Origin of the sequence: Halarchaeum grantii (genome assembly GCF_014647455.2) — an archaeon.
Taxonomy (GTDB): domain Archaea; phylum Halobacteriota; class Halobacteria; order Halobacteriales; family Halobacteriaceae; genus Halarchaeum; species Halarchaeum grantii.
Genome location: NZ_BMPF01000003.1, coordinates 389,355 through 411,955, shown reverse-complemented (window position 1 = coordinate 411,955; position 22,601 = coordinate 389,355). Strand labels below are relative to the sequence as shown.

The following is a 22,601-nucleotide window of genomic DNA, read 5'->3' as shown; positions in this document are numbered from 1 at the left end:
CCAGCACTTCCGGTTTCAGTAAATTATATGTGTTATTAGATGGGAAGAGTACGAGTGCCATGGATATAGACCAGTCACTCGAGTTACGAGACGACACTGTATTCGATCGGGTCGTCCTGAACGTGGCAACGTTCCTCTTCATGATAATCGTCTTCCTGGCGACTGTCCAGGTCGTGGTCCGCGTGTTCGAGCTCCCGATTGCAGGTGGAGCTTGGTGGACTACGCCCGTCGCCCGATACACGTTGATCTTCGGGACGTTCTTCGGCGCGGCCGTCGCCTCGAGAAACGACGAGCACATCAAGATGGACATTCTGCGCGACACGATCGAGACCCGGTCCCCGCGAGCCGCGATGGCGATTGACGCCGTCACGCAGCTGATCGTGGTTGCGTTCCTCGCCGTGGCCGTCTACGCCGCCGGCCTCGCCGGAATCGAAAACTGGGGCGACCGGCTGCTGGACCTACCAATCCAGTCCAGCTACGTCTACGCAGGCATTACGCTCGGACTGGCGGTGACACTCGTCTACGAGGTTTGGAACCTGTTCGAATCGCTCGGCGTCACGACTTGGACAGATAAGATCACCACGGAGGTAGCCGAGTAATGGCAGTAGACACGATCCTGTTGGCATTCCTTGGGACTCTGTTGCTCCTGTACGCGATCGGCGTCCCTATCGCAATCGCACTCGGCGCGACGTCAGTCTTCGTGATGCTACTCCCCATCGGGCCGAGCTTCAATCCGGGGATTATCTCCAATCAACTCCTGCATGGCCTGAACAGCTTCGTTATGCTGGCGGTACCGTTTTACCTCATGCTGGGGCGGCTGATGAACCGGACGGGGATGACCGAAAACGTCTTTGAGTTCGCCAATTCGCTCGTCGGTCAGTTCAGAAGCGGTATCGCCCAGGTGAACATCCTCGCCAGCCTGATATTCTCGGGAATGTCTGGGCTCGCGGTCGCGGACGCGGCGGGCCTCGGTCGCGTTGAGTATACGTCGATGCGCGAGTACGACTACGACAAGTCGACGGCGATCGGCGTCACGGGGACCTCCTCGATCATCGGCCCGATCATTCCCCCGAGTGTCCCGATCATCCTCTTTGCGGTGCTGGCTCAGGAGTCGATCGGTTCGCTCTTCCTAGCCGGCATCATTCCGGGTGTTCTCCTCGCACTGTTCCTGTCGCTGTTTGTCTACGCGGTCGTCCTCAAGAACGGTCCGGGCAAGACCGGCAGCTTCGACTTCGGTGAGTGCTACCGGAGCTTCGTCAGCGCGCTTCCGGCGCTCGCGATTCCCATCTTCATCATTGCCGGCATCACGACCGGGATGTTCACCCCGACCGAGGCCGGGGCGCTCGCTGTCCTCTACACGCTCCTTCTCGGCTTCGTTAACGGAGACCTGACCCCCGGCTCCATGGTCAAGGAGTTCAGGGGGGGGATGGTTGAGACGTTCGCCATCCTGTTCATCATCGGCATCGCGATGCTGTACGGACTCGTGGCACTGCAACTCGGTATCCCGACCCTCTTGGCGGAGACGGTACTCGCGACCACGACGAACCAGACAGCCGTCCTCTTCCTGTTCGTCGGCCTGTTCCTGCTCCTCGGGACGTTCATGAGTATCACCGCGACGATCATGATCATGACGCCAATCGTCATGCCCGTGATCCAGCAGGTTGGTATCGATCCGATTCACTTCGGCATCGTGATGATCCTCACGCTGATGCTGGGAGTCGTCACGCCGCCACTCGGATCGGTGCTGTTCGTCTTGGAGAAAGTGACCGACGCGACGTTGAAAGAAGTCATGAAGGCGGTCATTCCCTATTACATCCCCATCCTTCTCGTCGTCCTGCTGATCGTGTTCTTCCCCGACCTCACCACGTGGATCCCGTATAACCTCGCGGGATAACCGGTCCCCGCTCTTTTCTTCTTCAGTCCTGTCTCTCACTCTTAATATGGGATCTCCGTCAGCCCACGGTGGCCAGTCTTGTCTGATTAAGCCAGTTTGAGACGTGGGGTATCCGGACGTAGTCGTCCAGTGCGTTCTTGAGGCCGTGAACCGCGTCCGTATTGCCTAGCTCCGGAATCGTTAGCGCCGCCGTCGGGGCGCTGTCGCCTTCATCGTGTCAATGTTGTCTCTACGCTGTCTCGTCGCGCGCCATCACGTACCGAACCTCTTCACGTTCAGCGACGATTTGATCAAGGAGGGGAGTGTCTGCGTTCCCGGACACCCGACGAGAAGGTCGATACCGTGACCCACGAATGTCCAGTGCAGGTACTCACTGCTATCCTGTGGCCTCCTCCCATTTGTTAGGATATATCGTAGACGTGTCTATACGGAAATCATATATGAACGATTGCAGTCGGGCCTTGCTCTCTGACTATTACCGGTCCCGGTTATACAGCCTTCAAATGGTGGTCGGTTTCAGAAAACACGAGGCCTCGGTGGCCAGCGACGATGGCGGCTAATAGACCGCTTCCCGGACTCCTACGCTACCTCATCGTCTGGGCTACTGACCACTCCGACACTAACGGTGTTCGGTTACCTGACGAGACGGCTGATGTCGTCGTCTAACTGCCGATACAACTCCTCCGCGCGTTGTTCCTTCTCGTCGTCGAGCGGCCGAATCGGATCGCGAACGGCACCGCCATGGAGGCCGGCGAGCTCGAGCCCCTTCTTGACCGCCGGGACACTGACCGCACCGGCGATGGTGTTGTTCTGTCCGGTCTGTTCTCGGAACTGCTGGTAGGGGAGACACGCATCTCGTAGCTTCCGTGCTCGGTCCCAATCCTCGGCGACGAGGGCGTCGTACAGCTCCAAGCCCACTTCCGGACGGAAGTTGCTGACGCCGGCGGAGAACCCCTCGACACCCTCCGCCCAGAAACTGACCGCGTACGGCTCCGCGAGCCCGTCCACCCAGACGACGTCATCGGTACCGGCTGCGACGCCGGCGCCCAGCTTCACTGGGTCCTCGAGGGCGTATTTGATACCGACGACGCTCTCGAGGCGGGTCAGCTCGGCCAAGTAGTCAACCGACGGGTCGAACCCGCGGACGTATGGAACGAGCGGTGCTTCCGATGTTTCACCGAGATCGCGATAGTAGTTGAGTAGCCCCTGTTCGTGGAGATAGGTGTGGTCGGGGGGCATGATCATCATCGCGTCGACCCCGATCTGATCGTACGCGTCGATCAGTTCTATCGCGTCGTCCGTACTACCGCCCACGCCGGCGAGGACGCACGCGTCGGAGGGGAGCGCATCGACGCTCGTCTTGGTGACAGCGATCCGCTCGCTCTGCGACAGGGAGTGGTATTCGCTGATGTTTGCAGCCGCCAAGAACGTCCGGATGCCGCTGTCGTACAGCGACTTCGCGTTCTCTTCGATCTTCCAGTGGACGATTTCCCGGTCCTCGTCAAACGGAGTGAGGAGTCCAGTTGCGACGCCGCGTAGCCGTTGCTTGACCTGTTTGGTGGCCGATGGCATTGGTACCGTAAACAGGGAGATGTGATATAAAGCTGTCGACGAAAGCGGTTCAGGACGTGCCCGGCAATCGCTGTACGGGAGACAGGTAACCGGTTCACCGACCGCAGGACTGCTCGGCGGTTCCGGCAGACCGTCTTCGTTGTGATGGAGTAGCCGAGACCGGCGTCGCCCTGTTCGGTACATGTGCCTAAGGACTGCTGATCCCGCCGAAGGGCGCGTGCTGCTCGGGGCCAGTCGTCTTCTCGCTGACCTTGGCGTCCCCCGCTTCGATGTGGTCGAGGACAGGGGCGAAGATTTCCCCCTGTGCGACGTGCATGTGGGTATCGACGCCGATCCAGCCGCGGACCTCAGATGGAGGAGACGGGCATCGCGGCGTATGCGTACGCGGGCCCGGTCGCCCGACGAGAGTGCATCGTAGAGCACGGGCACGCTCCAATCAGAGGTCCCCGAGATCGTACACTCGACCGCAACAAACTAGAAGACGCTCGTGAGGGTGAGTTCCGAAGGCAACCTCGATTTCGTGTTCCAAGTTCCTCAACGGGCTGTTATGACTATCGGCCGCGAGGCGGCGGTGGGCCGCTTCACTGTCCTATTCCCCCGTGGCGAACGACGACCGCCTCCCGTACGCGGCCTGAACGCCGTTTCCACTACGCCGTTGGGTCGGTCTGTGTACGATTCTCGCACTGGGAGACACGCCGTCAGTTCTCTTGTTGAGAACGCGCTCACTTGGCTGCTCGTTTGGCTGATACCCTTCGAGACCCGATAACGGGCGTTATCGATTGGTTACGCGATGACGGTGGCCGCTCCGCCAGGTCGAACCGTTTACACAGATATGCGTGTAACAGCCACCTGCTGTCGTCACGTCTGGAGACCACCACTCGACCTATCCTCACCTCCTATTGCTGGTCCTCTCCGGCTATACCGGTCGGTTCACTGCCCGCCCATCTGTGGCCGGCCGCGTTCTCCTTCGGGAAACGACTTGGCTCACGAACTCGACCTAAATCCGTCAAGACCGGACCACTTGGGACCGACATTGCTTAGTACTTTCTCGGTGATGCCTTGGACGATGCGACACGTCAGATTCCGTGATCCTGCTGGTGCGATCCGCAACGGTAACTGGACGGACGACGGTATCGAGTTCGGCGAGCGCACGTACAAGCCCTCGGAGGTCGACGTCCTGCCGCCGAGCGACCCGAGCAAGATCATCTGCGTGGGGCTGAACTACGCGAACCACGCGGAGGAGGAGGGCATGGAGGTTCCGGACCGACCGCTGCTCTTCCTGAAGCCGCCGAATACCGTCGCGGGCCACGGCGACACCATCACGCCCCCCGAGGGGAAGGAGACGATCGAGCACGAGGTCGAGCTCGGCATCGTGATCGGCGAGCAGTGTCGGAACGTCCCCGAGTCGGAGGCGATGGACGTCGTCGCGGGCTACACGGTCGCGGACGACGTCTCGAACCGCGACGACCAGTACGTCGAGCAGAACTGGGTGCGCGGGAAGGCCTTCGACGGCGCCTGCCCGCTCGGCCCCGTCGTCGCCGACCCCGAGCACGTCCCCGACGACGCACACGTCGAACTCCGCGTCAACGGCGAGGTCCGGCAGTCCTCGAGCATCGCCGAGTTCATCTTCAGCGTCCCCGAACTCGTCGCGGAGATCACCCAGTACATGACCCTCGAGGAGGGTGACGTCATCATCACCGGCACCCCCGCCGGCGTCAACAGCCTCGAGGACGGCGACGAGGTCGAAGTCGAAATCGAGGGCATCGGCACCCTCGAGCACGCCGTCGAGCGGTAACGACACACCATAATTTATTATATATCGTCCGAATAGGGCGGGTATGGACGAGCAGCGTGCGGCGCGTCGAGGAACGCGAGCTGGGCATCCGGTGACGCCGGACAGTGAGGTGGGCGGATGACGTACCGCGCGGGCATCATCGGGGCGGGCGGCATCGCGGGCCTCGGCATCCTCGGCATGCACGACGAGGAGGACATCGGACGGAAGAAGTTCGAGGCGAGTCACGCGGGCGGCTACGCGGCGACCGACGGCGTCGAGCTCGTCGCCATCGCGGACCTCGACGAGGAGAAGCTCTCGACGTTCGGCGACGCGTGGGACCTCCCGGATGACGCCCTCTACGCGGACCACACGGCGATGCTGGAGGCCGAGGACCTCGACGTCGTCTCCGTCTGTACGCCGTCGTTCCTCCACCACGACCACGTCACGGACGCCGTGGAGATCGGCGACCCGGACGTGGTGTGGTGCGAGAAACCCATCGCGTCCAGCGTCTCGGACGCCGAGGGGATGATCGCGGCCTGCGAGGAGGCGGACGCGGAGTTGCTCGTGAACCACTCCTTCCGCTTCACGGAGAAGCTCGAGCGCCTCCGCGCGCTCGTGCAGGAGGAGGACCTGCTCGGCGACGTCCACTCGGTGAGCGCGCAGTACCGCATGGAGCTCCTGCGGAACTCGACGCACCTGCTGGACACGCTCGTCTACCTGCTGGACGCGCGCGCCGAGTCCGTCACCGGCCACATCACCGGCGAGAACGAGGCGGTGGAGTCGCTGGACGCGGCCGTGGACGTCGACGACGCGGGCGGCGGCGGCTTCGTCGTGATGGACGACGGGACGTTCGTGACCGTGGACTGCACGATACCGCGCGAGGACTCCTCGATGACGCTGAACTTCGTCGGCTCGGGGGGGAAACTCTACATGAACAACGACGACGGCGAGTGGCGCTACTGGGGGCTCGAGGACGGCGAGCACACGGAGGCGGACCTCCCGGGGATCGAGGGGGCGTGGACGTGGGACGAGGACTACCAGCGCGCGTTCCCGAACGCCGCCGCGCACGTCGTCGCCCTCCTCGACGGCGAGGCGGAGAACCGCTCGCCCGGAACGGACGCGCTCAGATCGCTCGAAATCATCGTCGCGTTCTATCTTTCTGAATACACCGGTGGCCGCGTCGAAATCCCGCTGAGCCGCCCGCTCAGGGACGTTACCATCACGTCGTGGTGAATCGCGAGACAGCGTGACAAGGTGAGCAAAGCCCGCCGGTACCCAAAGATGCCTCAAGTCGGACGACAAACCACACGTCTGCATGCCAGACGCGAACAAGAACTACGTGGGTGGCGAGTGGACGACGACGGAGACGGGCGAGACGCTCGACGTCGTCAACCCCGCCGACCCGAGCGAAGTCGTCGCACGCTACCAGCAGTCCGGGAGCGAGGACGCGACCGAGGCAGTCGAGGCGGCCGCCGAGGCGGCCGACGAGTGGGCGGCGACGCCCGGCCCCGAGCGCGGGACGGTCCTGCGCGAGGCCGCGAAGATCCTCGACGACAAGAAGGACGAACTCACCGACCAGCTCGTCGCCGAAGAGGGCAAGGCACGCGGCGAGGCCGCCGGCGAGGTCCAGCGCGCCATCGACATCTTCTACTACTTCGCACAGAAGGCGTCCGACCTCGGCGGAACGCGCAAACAGGCCAGCGGCCCCGACACGGACCTCTACACGATCCAGGAGCCGGTCGGCGTCGCCGCGCTCATCACGCCGTGGAACTACCCCATCGCGATTCCCGCCTGGAAGCTCGCGCCCGCCCTCGCGACCGGGAACGCGGTCGTCCTCAAGCCCGCGAGCGTCGCGCCCGGTCCCGCCGTTGCGCTCGCCGAGGCCCTCGACGAGGCCGGCCTCCCCGACGGCGTCCTGAACGTCGTCACCGGTCCCGGTAGTTCCGTCGCCAACACGTTCGTGGAGGCCGACGAGGTCGACGCCGTCTCCTTCACCGGGAGCTCGCAGGTCGGCGAGATGGTCTACGATCAGGCGACCGACCACGGCAAGCGCGCCCAGATGGAGATGGGCGGCAAGAACCCGACGGTCGTCGCCTCTTCGGCCGACCCCGAGGAGGCCGCCGACATCGTGGCGTCCGGTGGCTTCGGAACGACCGGGCAGTCCTGTACGGCCTGCTCGCGCGCTATCGTCCACGAGGACGTCTACGACGAGTTCGTCGACGCCCTCGTCGACGAGGCCGAGTCCATCGAGATCGGCCCCGGCAACGAGGCGGACATGGGTCCGCAGGTCTCCGAGTCCGAGGTCGAGGGTACCCTCGAGTACATCGACATCGCCGAGAACGAGGGCGCGACGCTCGCCACCGGCGGCGGCGTCCCCGACGATCTCGGTGACGGGTTCTACGTCGAGCCCACCGTGTTCACCGATGTGGAACGCGATTACCGCATCGCCCAAGAGGAGGTCTTCGGTCCCGTCGTCGCTGTCATCAAGGTCTCGGACTACGAGGAGGCCCTCGACGTCGCGAACGACGTCGACTACGGCCTCTCCTCCAGCATCGTTACCGACGACCACACCGAAGCCAAGAGCTTCATCGACGACTCCGAGGCGGGCGTCGTGAAGGTCAACGACAAGACCACGGGCCTCGAGCTCCACGTTCCCTTCGGCGGCTTCAAGCGCTCCTCCTCCGAGACGTGGCGCGAGCAGGGCGACGCCGGTATCGACTTCTACACCATCTCCAAGACCGTCTACGACAACTACTGAACGTCCGTTAACGCCGGACGCGACGGTCCCGCGGGCCGTCGCGCTCTCGTTTCGGCGTCGCGGTTCACACGACCAACCCGACGCACGCGGTCCGACGACGCACCGCCCCGCACAGTCGAGCGTCTGGCACTCGGCTCACGCGTCGTCGTACTCGAACTCCGTCCACGCCCCCTCGACGTAGGGATACTCCTCGACGACGGACTCACTCTCCGCGGAGAATCGATCGGCGGCGATAGCGTATGCACCGCGATGTTTACGAGCGGATGTACGCGAGATGCGAACCCGAGGTGACTTCCTCTTCCCCTTCGACCGGTGGGGGTTCACAGTAGCGATTTCGTCCCGGTTTTTGTCCTCGTGCATGCGTTCCGAGAGAGCGGCTCGACGCCTCGCTCTGCTCTTTGTCGAAGCGAAGCCCGGCGCCCTCCGCATCGAGGGACTGTCGCGGAGGTCGCCGGCACTGTGTCGTGTGTGGAAGTGTCACGCACCCCTCGGTGCCCGTCGCCGACGCGGAGAGCCGTGCTCCTCAGGCGAATTTCGAGTTGATTTCGATGACGTTCGTAGAGCGCTCGAGCGTCTCGGCGATTTCGCTGTCGATGCGCTCGTCCGTCATACGACTCACCGGCCCGGAGACGCTCACCGCGCCGAAGACGTCTGAGTCGCTGTCCGTGAGTGGCATCCCGACACAGCGCAGGCCGGTGATGTTTTCCTCGTTATCGAGGGCGTAGCCGCGCTCGCGGACGTCCGAGAGAAGTTCCATCAGCGCCTCGGCGTCCGTGCACGTGTGTTCGGTCTTCTTTGGCATCTCGTGATCGGCGAGAATATCGCGGGCACGCTCCTCGTCCATCTCTGCGAGCATCGCCTTCCCGAGCGACGTCGAGTGCATGTACTCGCGCTTGCCCGCCGAAGAGGCCGTTTGAATACCGGAATCACCGGTTGATTTGTACACGTACGTCACCCATCCGTGCTCTTCAGTCGCGAACTGCGCGATTTCGCCCGTAGCCTCCGCGAGGTTCTGGAGTTCGCCCGCGATGACGTCGTAGTTCCCGACCATCCCCTTCACCTGGTTCGCCATATCGAGATAGCGGAGGCTTAGGCGGTATTCGCCGTCCTCGTTCACAACGTATTCGCGGTTGTTGAGCGTCACTAGATGACGGTGGACAGCTCCCTTCGCGAGTCCGACCTCCTCGGCGATTTCGGTAACTCCCGCACGCTCGCGCGTCTGGAGGACATCGAGGATATCGCAGGCGGTGTGGACTGCGTCGACCGTTCGCCGGCTTTGTTCGGGCATATTTGATCGACTACACTGGAATCGTATAAGTGTTGTTCTCGGTGTGCAAACGAACACATCAGCCACAAGCCCGGACAGCGCGTTCGGGATCCTCCAGCGGGAAACGGGGACCACTGTCTACGGCCGCCCGTGGAGACGGGCCATCGTTCATCGACGCAGTACCGTCGGTTACAGGCGTTTTACGACCGTATCTGTGTAATCGACCCCGCTCCCGTCGGGCGAACACGACGGCACCTACTCGACGTCGAGGTGCTCGGCGAGGCGCGCGTGGCCTTCCGACTGGAGGCGTTCGCGCTCCTCGGGCGAGCGGTACTGCGCGAAGCGCTCGTCGATGTACGCCTCGCACACCCGCTGGAACGTCTCCTCGTCCACGTCCTCGGGTGCGTTCGCCGCGAGGTACTCGCGCCAGTGCTCGCGGTCCGCCCACTCGCCGGTCAGGTTCTCCTCGCGGCGCACCCAGTCGTAGTAGGCGGCGACGGCCTCCCAGTAGCCCGCTTCGCGGCGGACGTCCTCGACGATGGCGCACCCGACCCCGGCGCCGTGGCCCGCCGCGACGAGCGCTTGGTCGCGCACGCCAGCGAGCGGCCCCGCGACGTAGAAGCCCTCCGTCGGGGTTCGGCCCTCTCGGTCCGCGTACGCCGAGTCGAAGCGCTCGGACTCCTCGCCGTCGTGTGCGACGACTTCCACGGCGTCCTCGTCGAGGCCGAGGAACGGGTCGCCCCCGTATTTCGCGGCGGCGACGACGCGCTCCGCACGAACGACGCGGCCGTCGGCCGTCGCCACCCGAAAGCCACCGTCGGCGCGCTCGACCGACTCCACGGTGTCGGCGATCACGTCGCCACCGGACTGCTCGACGTGGTCGTGGGCGAGGGCGACGAACGTCTCGATGTCGATGCCGGCGGGGAAGCCGAGGTAGTTCTCGAGGTGGCCACAGCGCCGAATCGAGGACGGACCGCGGTCGAAGACGACGGTGTCGAGGCCGTAGCGTGCCGTGAACACCGCCGCCGCACAGCCCGCCGGCCCGCCGCCGACGACCACCACGTCCCGTCGCTCCTCCTCTCCCCCGGTCCCCCCGTCCGCGCGTGCCGTCTCGCTCATACAGACTCGGGGTTCGAGAGAGCCATAGTGGTTTCGGGACCACGGGAGGCACAACTGCTAACACGGGACCACCCGTATCGCGTGCATGGCCGACATAGACCGGGTCGCCGCGCCCGTGCTCGCCGCGCTCGCCGCCGTCGCCGGGTCGTTTGCCGTCGCCGGCGCGACGCTCGCGTTCGTCGTCACCCCCGCCTACGACGTCGTCGCACGATACACGCCCGGCGCCCTCGTCGGCGTCGTCGTCTCGCAGGCCCCCGGCCTCACCGACGCCGTCGCCTACGCCGTCGCGTTCGCCCTCACCGTGCTCGTGCTCGCCGCGCTCGTCGGTAGCATCGTCGAAATCGCCCTCCGACTCGACGCCCCCGCGCTCGGCGTCTTCGCCGTCGCCCTCCTCGTCACCGCCGTCACCGCCGTCACCACCGGCTCCCTCTTTCGCGCGTTCGGTGCCGGCGTCCCCGCCGCCGTCGTCGTCCTCTACTTCCTCGCCGACCCGCGACCGCCCCGCGCCGCGCTCTCGCCCGCCCGTCGCCGCGTCCTCCGCGCCGCGGGCGGCGTCGCCGTCTTCGGCGCGCTCGCCGGCTACGCAGGCCGCAACACGGCCGTCCGCACACCCGTCCCCGCCGACGGGCGCTACCGCGACGAACGCGTCGCCGCCCTCGAAGCCGACGCCGACGAGAAATCGCTCGCCGTCGACGGCCTCCCCGGCCTCCTCTCCACGAACGACGAGTTCTACACTGTCGACATCAACAGCGCCGACCCCTACGTCGAGGCCGCCGACTGGGAGCTGCGCTTCGAGGGCGCCATCGACGACCCCGCGCCCGTCGGCTTCGACGCCCTCCGCGAACGCGAGGAGCGCACCGACGCCGTCGACACCCTCCGCTGCGTCTCCGACCCCGTCGACGGGAAACTCACCGACACCGCCGTCTGGACCGGCGTCCCCGTCGACGCGCTCCTCGAGGGCCGCGCGATATCGAGCGACTGCGGCTGCGTCATGGTCCACGCCGCCGACGGCTACGAGGTCGAGTTCCCCCTCGCCGCGCTCCGCGACGGCTTCCTCGCGTTCGGCATGAACGGCGACCCCCTCCCCCGCGCGCATGGCCACCCGGTCCGCCTGCTCGTCCCCGGCCACTGGGGCGAGGTGAACGTCAAGTGGGTGACCGCCCTCGAGTTCCTTGAGCGCGAGGCCGACGGCTACTGGGAGCGCCGCGGCTGGCACGGCACCGGTCCCGTGAACGCCGTCACGAAGATCTGGGCGACCGAGCGCGCCCCCGATGCCGTCACGCTCGCCGGCGTCGCCTACGCCGGCACGCGCGGCGTCGCCCGCGTCGAGGTCAGCGTCGACGGCGGCGAGACGTGGCGCGACGCCCGACTCTCCGAGCGCCTCGACGGCGCGCTCGATGGCGACGTCTGGCGCCAGTGGGCCTACACGTGGGAGGCTCCGCCGAGCGGCGAGCACGACGTCCGCGCGCGCGCCGTCACCGACGACGGCACCGTCCAACCGCGAGCGGAGACGGACACCTTCCCCTCGGGCGCGTCCGGGTGGGCCGAGACCACGCTCACCGTCTAGCGCGGCGGGCGTTCCGCGTCGCTGAACGCGACGCGGTTCAGATCTCGGTGACGCGCCGGTAGTCGTCGTCGAGCGCCTGCGCGTCCTCCGGCAGGAGCGCGACGGCGATGTAGGGCGCGTACTCGTGGAAGTAGTCGACGAGCGCCGCGATGCGATCCGAGTCGATGGCCTCCAGCGAGTCCAGCAGCATGAACGGGCACTCCTCGTAGACCTCGTGGACGAGGTAGCCCGCGAGGCCGAAGACGAGGCCGATGACCTCGCGCTCGGACTCCGAGAGGTGGTCGACCGTGTCCTCGTAGGCGGTGCCGTCCGCGCCCGTGCGGACGACGTGCAGGCGGAACACCGTCTTCTCCACCTTCCGGCGGCCCTGCCGGACCTGCTCTTCCGCGCGCTCGATCCACACCCGCGAGACGTTCCCGTAATCGAGCACGTCGAGCACCGTCTCCATGTGCTCGTTGAACGACTCGACAGCCTCCGCTTCGAGGCGGTCGATGCGCGTCCGCAGGTCCTCGAGTTCCGTCGTCAGTTCCTCGCGCTCCGCTTCGAGGTCCTCGCGGCGGTCCGCCTCCGCCTGCAGCTCCGTGATCTCCTCCTCGACGCGCTCGAGGTCGTCCTGCAGGTCGTTCAGCTCGAACTGGAGCTCGTTCGCCTCCCGGTGGAGGTCGAGCACCGCGCTGTGCCGGCCCTCCTCGAGGTCCTCGACCGTCTCCTCGAGGTCCTCGACCGCCGTCTGTGCCTCCTCGCGCTCGTCGGTGAGGCGCTCGACGGCGTCCTCGCGCTCCTCGATCTCCTCGCCGAGGTCCTCGAGCCGCGACTCCAGGCTCTCGCGGCGCTCGATGCGCGTCTCGAGCTCGTTGCGCTCGGCCTGCACGTCCTCGAGCTCGCTCGTCACGTCCGAGCGCTCCGTGCGCTTCTCGCGCGCGAGCGAGCGGAGCTTCTCCAGCGTCTCCTCGACGTCGTCCATCGACACCTCGGAGCCACACGTCCAACAGCGGCCCTGCGAGTGCTCGGACTCCGGGAGGAGCGCGTCCGTCACCGCGCTCGACTCCGCGCCCTCCTCGTCCGCGAGGAGCTGGAGGACCTCGGTGTGCTCGCCGTCGAGCATCTCCTCGTTGAACTGGATGAGGCTCTGGAGCTGCGTGATCGTCGAGTCGAGGCGCCGCTTCCGATCGCGAAGCGAGGAGACGCGCTCCTCGAGGAACGTCACCTCGTCCTCGTCGACCGCGTCGAGGTCCGCGAGCGTCTCCTCGACGTCCTCGCGCTCCTCGCGGACGGACGCGAGACTGGAGCGCTCGTTCTCCAGCCGCGAGGCGACGCGTTCGAGCTCCGCGCGCCGGTCGTTCAGCCGGTCGAGCGCCTGCTCGAGGTCGTCCTTCTCCTCGCGGGACTCCTCGACGCCGGCGTCGGCTTCGTCGATCTCGTCCTGCTTGGCTTCGAGGGCTTCGCGCTTCGCCTCGATCTCGTCCTGCAGGTCGACGCGGCGCTCCTCGAGCTCGGGAATCCGGCGGCTCGCAGCGTCCGCGCTCTCGATCTCGTCGTCGATGCGCTCGCGCTCCGCGACGAGTTCGTCGATGCGGTCGTTGATCGCCTCCGTGTCGACCGGTCGCATCACGAGGTCTCGGAGGTCGCCCTTCGTGGCGATGGCGCGACGCGCCTCGTTGTCCTCGAGGAGGAACGCGAAGAGGTCCGCGAGCTCGGGGTCGTCGAGGACGGGGTCGCCGGAGAAGTCGACGCCGTCGCCGCGCCGCGTCAGGACGCGCGTGAACGTCTCGTCGCCGAGCTCGAGTTCGACGCGGCCCTCCTCGGCGTCGCCCTTCAGCGACGCGCGCTGGCTCCCCGAGACCGCCATCAGCGACTGGAGAAAGGACGTCCGGTTGGTCGCGTTCCGTCCGACGAGGACGTTCACGCCCGGTGTGAGGTCGACTTCCGTCGACTCGATACCGCCGATGTTGGAGACTCGGATACTCGCGTCCGTCCCCTCGGCACGACTCGTTTGCATACCCGCCCCTGACGAAGCGTGCCGACTTATAGGTACTGCAAGCCGTCAGGCGTGCTGTGGGAGGCGACACTCACAGCCACCGTCGTCGAGTAGGTCGCCGAACTCGTAGCGCCGCCCGCACTCGTCGCAGGTGACGTGCGTCGTCACGATGACGTCGAAGCCTTCGAGCGACACTTCCTCGCCGGCGAGGCGTTCGAGGTTGTTGGCCGCGATCTTCTCCGTGCGCGCCTCCAGCGATCCGACCGTGCTCTGCGTCGAGGCGACGCGGTCCGCCGGCTCGGGGTCCTTCTCGGCGCCGAGGCACTCCCGGAGGTGCGTGTGGATGGACTGATGGGAGACGAAGTCCTTCTCGACGGCCTCGACGTCGACGCCGTCGCGCTCGAGTCGCCCCATCGCCTGCGTCCGCATCCCCGCGCTCACGTCGTCGTCCGTGAGGAGGCGATAGGTGTTCTCCAGTTCGCCGTCGAGCACCTCGACGTTCGCCGAGCGCAACTCCGCTTCGAGGACGCGCTGGTTGAAGTAATGCTGGAGGTCGCGCAGGCTGTACGACTCGCCCTCCTCGCCGCGCCAGAGCGACGCCAGTTCCTCGCCGATCTCCCCGAGCCCGTACTCGGACGCGACCCGGCCGACCTTGCAGTTGCAGGTCGCTTCGTCTGCACTCATGTTACGTCACGTAAGCCGAGCCGCGATATAAGTGTTCTGCCGCGTCGGTTTACACCCCTATCTATGTAAGTGCCTGTCAGCTGGTATTCGGCGGGCTCAGAGCGGGTACGGCCCGGTCCGCCGGCTCGCCGGTCAGCGGTCGTACCCCCACTCGCGGAGCACGTCCGCCGCCTCGTCGAGGTGGCGCATCCCCGCGAGGTAGATTGCTTCGCGGGCGTCGAGGCGGTAGACGTCCTCGCCGAGGAGTTTCTCGAGGTCTCGCTCGGCGTCGCGCGCCGATTCGTCCGTCTCCGAGCGCACGAACAGCTGGTGGACGTCCGGGCGCTCGTCCTTCACCTTGTCGCGCCGGTAGATGTAGGGGAGTTCGATCGGTTCGTCGCTCGACGCGTCCCCGCTCTCGCTCGCCGCACCCTCGGACGACGCGTCGGCCTCGGACTCCCTCGCCTCCTCGCCTTCGTCGTCGTCGTTTGCGAACGGGTCGCTCGCGCCGGACTTCATAGTCGCACCTCCTCGTCGATGTCGGATTCGTCCAACTCGACGCCGAACTGCGCGGCGACGTAGCGCGCGAGCTCGTCGAACTGCCGGAGCGTCTCGAGCTCGCGTTCGCGAACGCGCTCGCGACCGGTCGCGAACTCGTAGGGGGTCGTTTGGGCGTCCCACGCGCCCTCCAGCATCGCGCGGCGCTCGCGGACCTCCACCGGCGCGACGGGGAAGCCCTGCTCCTCGAGGGCTTCCTTGTACGCCGACTGGGTCTTCGTGTTCGAGACGCGGTTCGGGACGACGCCGAGGACGCCGACTTCGACGTCCTCGAGCTCGGCCTCGATGCCCTCGACGGTGTCGCGCATCCCCTCGACGGACTCCTGTCCCTTCGCGGAGAGCTCGATGGGGATGAGGAGGTTCGACGCCGCGTAGACGGCGTTGTAGACGTGCTGGCCGCCGGTCGCGGGCGGGTCGATGATGATGACGTCGTACGTCTCGGGAATCGCGTTCTCGCTGAGGACGCGGCGGAGTTGGCGTTCGGGGACGAACTCCTCGCCCATGTCCTCCTCCATGCGCTGGGCGCGCAGGAGGTTGCGCTCGAGGGATTCGAGCATGTTGTGCGACGGCACGAGGTCGATCCCGTCGGCGACGCCCTCGACGAGGTCCGCGAAGTCGCCCTTCGGACGGCCGATCATGTGCCGGACGAGGTTGTCCGCCTCGGGGTTCGAGCGCTCGTCGGTCGCGCCGAAGTGGTGGGTCGCCCCGCCGTCCTGCGGGTCGAGGTCGACGACGAGCACGCGCTGGCCGTGTCGGGCGTGCGCGGCCGCGAGCGTGACCGTGAAGGTGGTCTTCCCCACCCCGCCGGCCTCGCTCCAGATCGTGTATGCGGTCGTCGGCATACGCACTCCATGCGCGGGGCCGACCAAGTAGCTTTCGCCAACCCACTCAGTACACCTACGAAGTATTACTGACTAAGTGTACTGTCTAGTATTATCGTATGGCCCGTGTCTTCTATCCCTCCGGGGCGTGTGAGCGGGCGTATGGACCGCTACACCGTCGCGGGGAGCGCGCTCCTCGTTCCCGGCCTCCTCGCCTACGTCGCCGGTGTCTCCGTCGCATACCCCGGCCGGGCGTTCTCCCTCACCGCCGTCATGGCGGGCATCAGCCTCATCGTGATCCCCCAACCATCCGTGGAGGACACGCGATGACGCTCCACGCGATGACGTACACGCCGGACGGCGTCGAGCGCTTCGACGACCTCGGCGCCGCCGTCGACACCGACGGCGAGACGTGGGTCCACGCCGACGCCGCCGAATCGGCCGACCTCCGACGCCTCCGCCGGCGCTTCGACATCCACCAGCTCGCCGTCGAGGACGTCGTCCGCGAGGAGACCCGCCCGAAGGTCGAGGAGTACGACGCGCACACGTTCGTCCTCATGAAGACCGCTACCCTCAGTCAGCGTGCCGACGTCGAGTTCGACAAGGAGATCCGCACCAGTCCCGTCGGCTTCTTCATCGGCGAGGACTGGCTCGTCACCCTCTCCACCACCGACGTCGACGTCGTCGAACCCGGGACGTCGCGGTGGTCGTCCCACAGCGAGCGCGTCGCCAACCGAGGCACCGACTTCCTCGCCTACCGCATCATGGACGCCATCGTCGACGACTACTTCCACCTCCTCGACGAGATCGAGGACGACATCGAGTCCGTCGAGGAGCGCGTCCTCGACAACCCGAGCCCCGACATCCTCGAGGAGCTGAACGACGTTCGGCGCGACCTCCTCGCCTTCCGCAAGATCGCGTGGCCCGCCCGCGAAACCCTCTCCTACCTCTCCCGGGGCGACATCCCCGAGGTCGCCGACGAGAACGAGAAGTACTTCCGGGACGTCTACGACCACCTCGTCCAGGTCGTCGACCTCATCGAGACCTATCGCGACCTCTCCAGCGGGTCGCGCGACATCTACCTCAACTCCGTCTCCCAGTCCACCAACGAGGTGATGAAGACGCTCACCGTCGTCGCGACCATCTTCATCCCGCTCACGTTCGTCGTCGGTGTCTACGGCATGAACTTCGACGGCGGCGCCGTCGCGATGCCGGAACTCGGCTGGGACTACGCCTACCCCGCGACCATGCTCGGGATGGTGCTCGTCACCGGCCTGATGCTCGCGCACTTCCGCCGCCAGGACTGGATCTAGAGCATCGCTCGCGCCGAGCGCTATCGTGCGCCACTCCGCACGCGTCCGCACCCCGGCATTGAATATCGCGACATACAGTTTATCTGGGTTCGGTGTGGCGTCTCGACGGGACTCGATGTCGCCGGCGCCGCCGCTAACCGCTCGATGAACCAGCCGGAAAACCGCCGTCCCCCGTCAGTCGCCGCTCGCGCCCGCCGCGTACCCCTCGAGGCCGGCCTCGACGGTCTCGCGGTAGCGCTCGACGTCGATGTCGACGGCGACGTGGGTGTTCGGCTCCTCGCCGTAGATGTCGTGCTGGTCGCAGATGACGGAACCGTGGGATGGGCCGCCCGTCGTGTCGATCTCGCAGTAGTACTCCTCGAAGTCGAGGACGCCCGGGTCGATGAGGTCCGCGACGACGGCGGCGTCGTGGATCGCGGGCCCCTCCTCGCCGACGTCGAGCGTTTCCGTGGGGTAGCGCAGCCACTCCGCGACGACGTCGAAGGCGCCGCCGCGCTCCTCGTACTCCTCGATGTCCGCGAAGGGGATCGAGGCACTGTCGGTGACGTCGAGGCCGACCATCTTCGCGTGCGCGTCCTGCACGACGCGACTCGCCGCCGCCGGGTCGTTGTGGAAGTTCGCCTCCGCGACCGGCGTGACGTTCCCGCCGGCGAGCGCCGCCCCGCCCATCACGTAGATCTCGCCGACGATCTCCGGGAGGTCGGGCTCTTTGGCGAGCGCGAGCGCGAGGTTCGGGAGCGGGCCGACGGCCGCGATCGTGAGGTCCGCGCCGTGCTCGTAGGCCTGCTCGAGGATGAAGTCCGCGCCGTGCGACTCGACGACCTCCTCCTCCTCCGGATAGGGGAGGTCGCCCCGGATGCCGCCCTCGCCGTGGACCCACTCGGCGGTCGCGAGCTCGTCCACGAGCGGGCGCGCACAGCCGCGAGCGACCGGCACGTCGTCGCGTCCGCCGAGCTCGAGGATGGCCTGCGCGTTCCGCGTCGTGTTCTCGACGGTGGTGTTCCCGCAGACGGTCGAGAGGCCGACGACGTCGACATCGTCGTGGCCGAGCGCGACGGCGAGCATCACCGCGTCGTCGCAGCCGGGGTCGGTGTCGAAGAGGACTTTCCGGGACATACTCCAACGGCGGGCCGAGACGCACTTAAGCGCTCGCCGTCGGTGGCGTGCGCGACGCGGAACCGTTAATCCCCGCTGGGCCGATGCTGCGGTATGCGACTCTACTTCGCCGCGCCGCTGTTCAACCCGATGGAGCGCTCGTTCAACGCCGACCTCACCGACCGTCTCGAGGACGCCGGCCACGACGTCTTCCTCCCGCAGCGCGACGGCGTCGAGACCGTGGACCGGGAGTTCGATTCCGAGGCCGAGCGCATGGAGACGATCTTCGAACTCGACCGCGAGGGCGTCGTCGAGTCGGACGCCGTCGTCGCCGTCCTCGACGGCCGCGTCCCTGACGAGGGCGTGATGGTCGAGATCGGCATCGCCCACGAGAACGACGTCCCCGTCTTCGGCCTGAAGACCGACGACCGCGTCTTCGCCCCCGACGAGACCCTCAACGCGATGATTCACGGCGCGCTCACGACGCTCGACGACTCCGCCGACGCCCTCCTCGACACCGTCGAGTCGCGCACCGAGTAAGGCCGACGGGGGCGACGAGTCGCCACCGCTAAGACGACCCTCGTGCGAGTACCTCACATGGTCGAACTCGACGTGCCCGACGCCGACGCGCTCGCGGCCATCAACGACGTCGACGTCGCCGACTTCCCGCGATTTGCGTTCGCCGAACGCCACCGCGACCCGCCACGGGTCGACGACGTCGCGGCGGCGACCCGCGACGCCATCGACGCGATTCCCGCGCTCGAGTCCTTGGACGACGGCGCCGACGTCGCGGTGACGATGGGGAGTCGCGGCATCCACGACATGCCCGAACTCGTCGCCACCGCCGTCGACGAACTCCGCGAGCGCGGCCTCGAACCGTTCGTCCTCCCCGCGATGGGGAGCCACGGCGGCGCCACCGCCGAGGGACAGCGCGAGGTCCTCGCCGAGTACGGCGTCACCGAGGACTCGCTGGGGTGTGAGATACGCGCGTCGATGGCCGTCGAATCCGTCGCCGAGGACGACGAGGGGCGTCCCGTCCCCGCCTCGACGGTCGCGCTCGATGCGGACGCCGTCCTCCTCGCGAACCGCGTCAAACTCCACACCGACTTCCGGGGCGACGTCGAGTCCGGCCTCGCGAAGATGGCCGTCGTCGGCCTCGGGAAACAGCGCGGTGCCGAGGAGATGCACAACGCCGCCATCTCGCGCGGCCTCGAAACCGTCATCCGCGAGCGCGCCGCGCTCCTCTTCGAGGAAACGCCCGTCGTCGGCGGCATCGCCCTCCTCGACAACGCCCGCGAGCGCGCCGCCCGCATCGAGGGCGTGCCCGCCGACGAGATACTCGATCGCGAACCCGAGTTGCTCGAGGCATCCGCCGACCTCTTCGCCGGCCTCCCCGTTGATGACCTCGACCTGCTCGTCGTCGACGAACTCGGGAAGGACGTCTCCGGGTCGGGCATGGACACGAACGTCATCGGACGCTATCGCTACGCCGGCGAGGAGGAGCCAGATACACCCGACATCGGCCGTATCTACGTCCGTGGTCTCACGCTCGCCTCGCACGGGAACGCCATCGGGATGGGGCTCGCGGACTTCGCCCACGAGCAGTTGCTCGCGGACGTCGACCTCGCGGACACCTACACGAACGCGGCGACGAGCGGCGAACCCGCGCGCGTCTTCGTGCCCGTCGTCACGCCGAGCGACCGCGCGACCCTCGAACTCGCCTACTCGATGCTCGGCGTGAAAGACCCCGCCGACCTCCGCATCGCCTACATCGAGAACACCCTCGAACCCGACGCGCTCTACGTCTCCGAGCCGGTCGCCGCCGACCTCGATGCGCGCGACGACACGACCGTCGGCCCGCGCGTCGCCCTCTCCTTCGACGCCGCCGGGGACTTCGCGTTCGGCTTCGACGATGACTGAGCGGGCGGCGCTCGTCGTCGCGGACGACCTCACGGGCGCGTGCGACACCGGCCACGGCTTCGCCGCGCGCGGCCACGAGACGGTCGTCTGCCTCACCCCCGACTTCGAGACGGACGCCGCCGTCGTCGTCGCCGACACCGACTCGCGCTATCTCGCCCCGGACGCGGCCGCCCGCCGCGTCCGCGACGTCCTCGCGGGCGTCGACGCCGCCGTCGTCTACAAGAAGGTGGACTCGACGCTTCGCGGGAACCTCGGCCCCGAGATCGCGGCCGCGCTCGACGCCGCCGACGCCGAGGCCGCCGCCGTCGCGCCCGCGTTCCCCTCGAACGGCCGCGTCACCGCGTGTGGCGTCCACCTCGTCGAGGGCGACCTCGTCGCCGACACGCCCGCCGGAAACGACCCGGACGGCCCCGTCACCGACTCCTCGCTTCCCGGCCTCCTGCGTGCGCAGGGCCTCGACGACGTCGGACACACCGGCGTCGAACGGGTCGCGCGCGGCGACGTCGCGCTGGACGGCGCGCGCGTCACCGCCGTCGACGCCGTCCACGACTCCCATCTCGCCGCGGTCGCGGACGCCGCGCGCGAGCGAGACGCCCTTCTCGTCGGGAGCGGTGGCCTCGCCGAGCACGTCACCCTCGACGCGCCCACCGTCGAGCGCCAGTCCCTCCGCGAGACCCCCACCGGCACGGCGTTCGGCGTCGCCGGGAGCGTCGCCCCCGAGACGCTCGCCCAACTCGACCACCTGCCCGATTCGGCGGTCGTCTCGCTCGCCGCCGAGCGCGCCGTCACCGACCCCGAGGGTGCGGCCGCCGACGCCGTCTCGACCTGCCGGGACCGCCTCGCCGCCTCGTCCGTCGTCGTCCTCGCGTCCGCGCGAACCCGCGAGGATGTCGAGACGACGCTCGCCGCCGCCCGCGACGCCGACGTGAGCGAGCGCGCGGCGCGCGACCGCGTCACCGACGCCCTCGGGCGTGCCGCACGCGCCGTCTGGGACGCGAGCGCGCCTGACGGCCTCGTTCTCACCGGCGGCGCCGTCGCCCGCGCCGCCCTCGACGCCCTCGACGCCGGCGGGTTGGCGCTCCGTGGCGAGGCCGTCGCGCCCGGCGTCCCCGGGAGCGTCGTGCGCGGCGGCCGCGCCGACGGGACGCCGCTCGTCACGAAAGCCGGCGCGTTCGGCGGCGACGCGACGCTCGCCGACGCCCTCGACTACGTCCGGCGCGTCCCCGGCGCGAAACGGTAAAGCCCCCACCTGCCGAAGCATCGGCGAATGGAGCGACCCCCGCGACTCGCCGTGACGATGGGTGACCCCGCCGGTATCGGCGCGGAAGTCGTCGCCGCCGCCTTCGCCGAGGGAGCGACGGACGCCGACCTCCTCGTGGTCGGCGACGCCGCCGTCCTCCGGCGCGCGCTCGCCATCCGCGGCCTCGACCTCGACGTGCGCGCCATCGACGACCCGCGAGAGGCGCGCTACGACGCCGGGACGATGGACGTCCTCGACCTCGCGAACGTCGCCGACCACGAGTGGGGCGTCCTCCGCGAGTCGTTCGGCGCGGCGAGCCTCGACTACGTCGAGCGCGCCATCGACCTCGCGCTCGACGGCGTCGTCGACGGCATCGTCACCGCGCCGATCAACAAGCAGGCGACCCGCATGGCGGGCGCCGAGCACGCCGGGCACACCGGCCTCCTCGCCGAGCGCACGGGCACCGAGACCTACTCGATGATGCTCGTCGAGGACGACCTCCGCGTCACGCACGTCAGCACGCACGTCCCGCTCCGCGAGGCCTGCGACCTCGTCACCGAGGAGCGCGTCCTCGACACGATTCGCGTCACGCGCGAGGGCCTGCGCGACCTCGGCCTCGACGACCCGACCATCGGCGTCGCCGGCCTGAACCCGCACGCGAGCGACGGCGGCCTCCTCGGCGACGAGGAAGCCGACGAGATCGCGCCCGCCGTCGAGCGCGCCCGCGCCGAGGGCATCGACGCCGTCGGCCCCGAGTCCCCGGACACGGTGTACGTCCGCGCCGCGCGCGGCGCCTTCGACTGCGTCGTCTCCATGTACCACGACCAGGGCCACATCCCGATCAAGACGCTCGGCTTCGACGAGGCCGGGGGCGTGAGCGGCGTCAACGTGACCGTCGGCCTCCCCATCGTCCGCACGAGCGTCGACCACGGCACCGCATTCGACATCGCGGGCGACGGCGTCGCCTCCCCGGCGAGCATGCGCGACGCCATCTCGCTCGCCGCGACCGCCGTCCGCAACCGCCGCGACCGGGACGCGTGACCACCCGGCAAGCCAAGGGTT

At 67.6% G+C, this 22,601-nt stretch carries 22 protein-coding genes; 12 read left to right on the top strand and 10 right to left on the bottom strand.

The annotated features are described in order from the left end of the window. Window positions 1–59: 59 nt before the first annotated feature. Window positions 60–599, top strand: a complete 540-nt coding sequence (locus IEY12_RS11895) for a TRAP transporter small permease (protein ID WP_188883928.1) — start codon at window positions 60–62, stop codon at window positions 597–599. After that, window positions 599–1,894: a TRAP transporter large permease gene (locus tag IEY12_RS11890; protein WP_188883927.1), complete on the top strand. Its 1,296-nt coding sequence runs from the start codon at window positions 599–601 to the stop codon at window positions 1,892–1,894. Before IEY12_RS11895 ends, IEY12_RS11890 begins: the two co-directional genes overlap by 1 nt. 633 nt (window positions 1,895–2,527) lie before the next feature. On the opposite strand, the gene IEY12_RS11885 is transcribed toward IEY12_RS11890, so the two are convergent. Together IEY12_RS11885 and IEY12_RS15885 are read right to left on the bottom strand one after the other, a co-directional pair. Further along, a complete protein-coding gene (locus IEY12_RS11885; RefSeq protein WP_188883926.1) occupies window positions 2,528–3,466 on the bottom strand; it encodes a dihydrodipicolinate synthase family protein in 939 nt (312 codons plus the stop codon). Between the two features lie 187 nt (window positions 3,467–3,653). Then, window positions 3,654–3,782, bottom strand: coding sequence for a hypothetical protein (locus IEY12_RS15885; RefSeq protein WP_268246005.1), 129 nt, complete (start codon window positions 3,780–3,782; stop codon window positions 3,654–3,656). A gap of 750 nt (window positions 3,783–4,532) precedes the next feature. On the opposite strand from IEY12_RS15885, the gene IEY12_RS11880 reads away from it, so the two are divergent. The 3 genes from IEY12_RS11880 to xacF all read left to right on the top strand — a co-directional run bounded on the left by IEY12_RS11880 (window position 4,533) and on the right by xacF (window position 7,998). Beyond that, window positions 4,533–5,261, top strand: coding sequence for a fumarylacetoacetate hydrolase family protein (locus tag IEY12_RS11880; protein WP_188883925.1), 729 nt, complete (start codon window positions 4,533–4,535; stop codon window positions 5,259–5,261). A gap of 117 nt (window positions 5,262–5,378) precedes the next feature. After that, the gene (locus tag IEY12_RS11875; RefSeq protein ID WP_188883924.1) at window positions 5,379–6,473 is read left to right on the top strand and encodes a Gfo/Idh/MocA family protein; all 1,095 of its coding nucleotides are present in this window, start codon (window positions 5,379–5,381) and stop codon (window positions 6,471–6,473) included. An 82-nt stretch (window positions 6,474–6,555) separates the two neighbouring features. Continuing rightward, the gene (xacF, locus tag IEY12_RS11870) at window positions 6,556–7,998 is read left to right on the top strand and encodes a 2,5-dioxovalerate dehydrogenase (RefSeq protein WP_188883923.1); all 1,443 of its coding nucleotides are present in this window, start codon (window positions 6,556–6,558) and stop codon (window positions 7,996–7,998) included. Window positions 7,999–8,133: 135 nt separating this feature from the next. Here xacF and IEY12_RS11865 read toward each other — a convergent pair whose 3' ends face one another. The 3 genes from IEY12_RS11865 to IEY12_RS11855 form a co-directional block, all read right to left on the bottom strand. Then, the gene (locus IEY12_RS11865; RefSeq protein ID WP_188883922.1) at window positions 8,134–8,358 is read right to left on the bottom strand and encodes a hypothetical protein; all 225 of its coding nucleotides are present in this window, start codon (window positions 8,356–8,358) and stop codon (window positions 8,134–8,136) included. Window positions 8,359–8,521: 163 nt separating this feature from the next. Next, a complete protein-coding gene (locus IEY12_RS11860; RefSeq protein ID WP_188883921.1) occupies window positions 8,522–9,286 on the bottom strand; it encodes an IclR family transcriptional regulator in 765 nt (254 codons plus the stop codon). 234 nt (window positions 9,287–9,520) lie between these two features. Further along, window positions 9,521–10,384 (bottom strand): FAD-dependent oxidoreductase, encoded by an 864-nt coding sequence (locus IEY12_RS11855; protein WP_188883920.1) that lies wholly within the window; start codon window positions 10,382–10,384, stop codon window positions 9,521–9,523. 85 nt (window positions 10,385–10,469) lie between these two features. Here IEY12_RS11855 and IEY12_RS11850 point away from each other — a divergent pair, with 85 nt between their 5' ends. After that, window positions 10,470–11,951: a molybdopterin-dependent oxidoreductase gene (locus tag IEY12_RS11850; protein ID WP_188883919.1), complete on the top strand. Its 1,482-nt coding sequence runs from the start codon at window positions 10,470–10,472 to the stop codon at window positions 11,949–11,951. Between the two features lie 37 nt (window positions 11,952–11,988). On the opposite strand, the gene IEY12_RS11845 is transcribed toward IEY12_RS11850, so the two are convergent. The 4 genes from IEY12_RS11845 to IEY12_RS11830 form a co-directional block, all read right to left on the bottom strand. Beyond that, window positions 11,989–13,950 carry an archaea-specific SMC-related protein gene (locus IEY12_RS11845; protein WP_188883918.1) on the bottom strand — a complete coding sequence of 654 codons (1,962 nt, stop codon included), beginning with the start codon at window positions 13,948–13,950 and terminating at the stop codon, window positions 11,989–11,991. Window positions 13,951–13,995: 45 nt separating this feature from the next. Continuing rightward, window positions 13,996–14,613, bottom strand: a complete 618-nt coding sequence (rdfA, locus tag IEY12_RS11840) for a rod-determining factor RdfA (protein ID WP_188883917.1) — start codon at window positions 14,611–14,613, stop codon at window positions 13,996–13,998. A 132-nt stretch (window positions 14,614–14,745) separates the two neighbouring features. Further along, window positions 14,746–15,111: a DUF7970 domain-containing protein gene (locus tag IEY12_RS11835; RefSeq protein WP_188883916.1), complete on the bottom strand. Its 366-nt coding sequence runs from the start codon at window positions 15,109–15,111 to the stop codon at window positions 14,746–14,748. Further along, window positions 15,108–15,992, bottom strand: a complete 885-nt coding sequence (locus IEY12_RS11830; RefSeq protein ID WP_188883915.1) for a ParA family protein — start codon at window positions 15,990–15,992, stop codon at window positions 15,108–15,110. Before IEY12_RS11830 ends, IEY12_RS11835 begins: the two co-directional genes overlap by 4 nt. Before the next feature lie 141 nt (window positions 15,993–16,133). Between IEY12_RS11830 and IEY12_RS11825 the strand changes: the two genes are divergently transcribed. Then, window positions 16,134–16,301 carry a hypothetical protein gene (locus tag IEY12_RS11825; protein ID WP_188883914.1) on the top strand — a complete coding sequence of 56 codons (168 nt, stop codon included), beginning with the start codon at window positions 16,134–16,136 and terminating at the stop codon, window positions 16,299–16,301. Beyond that, complete coding sequence (corA, locus tag IEY12_RS11820; protein WP_188883913.1) at window positions 16,298–17,284, top strand: magnesium/cobalt transporter CorA; 987 nt, start codon at window positions 16,298–16,300, stop codon at window positions 17,282–17,284. Before IEY12_RS11825 ends, corA begins: the two co-directional genes overlap by 4 nt. 174 nt (window positions 17,285–17,458) lie before the next feature. On the opposite strand, the gene IEY12_RS11815 is transcribed toward corA, so the two are convergent. Then, window positions 17,459–18,400, bottom strand: coding sequence for a nucleoside hydrolase (locus tag IEY12_RS11815; RefSeq protein ID WP_188883912.1), 942 nt, complete (start codon window positions 18,398–18,400; stop codon window positions 17,459–17,461). Window positions 18,401–18,493: 93 nt separating this feature from the next. Between IEY12_RS11815 and IEY12_RS11810 the strand changes: the two genes are divergently transcribed. Genes IEY12_RS11810 through pdxA form a run of 4 tightly spaced genes read left to right on the top strand, consistent with a single transcriptional unit; the run spans window position 18,494 to window position 22,580 of the window. Then, window positions 18,494–18,919, top strand: coding sequence for a nucleoside 2-deoxyribosyltransferase (locus IEY12_RS11810; protein WP_188883911.1), 426 nt, complete (start codon window positions 18,494–18,496; stop codon window positions 18,917–18,919). Window positions 18,920–18,976: 57 nt separating this feature from the next. After that, window positions 18,977–20,299 carry a nickel pincer cofactor-dependent isomerase, group 22 gene (locus IEY12_RS11805; RefSeq protein WP_188883910.1) on the top strand — a complete coding sequence of 441 codons (1,323 nt, stop codon included), beginning with the start codon at window positions 18,977–18,979 and terminating at the stop codon, window positions 20,297–20,299. Next, window positions 20,292–21,539 (top strand): four-carbon acid sugar kinase family protein, encoded by a 1,248-nt coding sequence (locus tag IEY12_RS11800; protein ID WP_188883909.1) that lies wholly within the window; start codon window positions 20,292–20,294, stop codon window positions 21,537–21,539. Before IEY12_RS11805 ends, IEY12_RS11800 begins: the two co-directional genes overlap by 8 nt. 27 nt (window positions 21,540–21,566) lie before the next feature. Further along, a complete protein-coding gene (pdxA, locus tag IEY12_RS11795) occupies window positions 21,567–22,580 on the top strand; it encodes a 4-hydroxythreonine-4-phosphate dehydrogenase PdxA (protein ID WP_229871242.1) in 1,014 nt (337 codons plus the stop codon). Window positions 22,581–22,601: the final 21 nt, after the last annotated feature.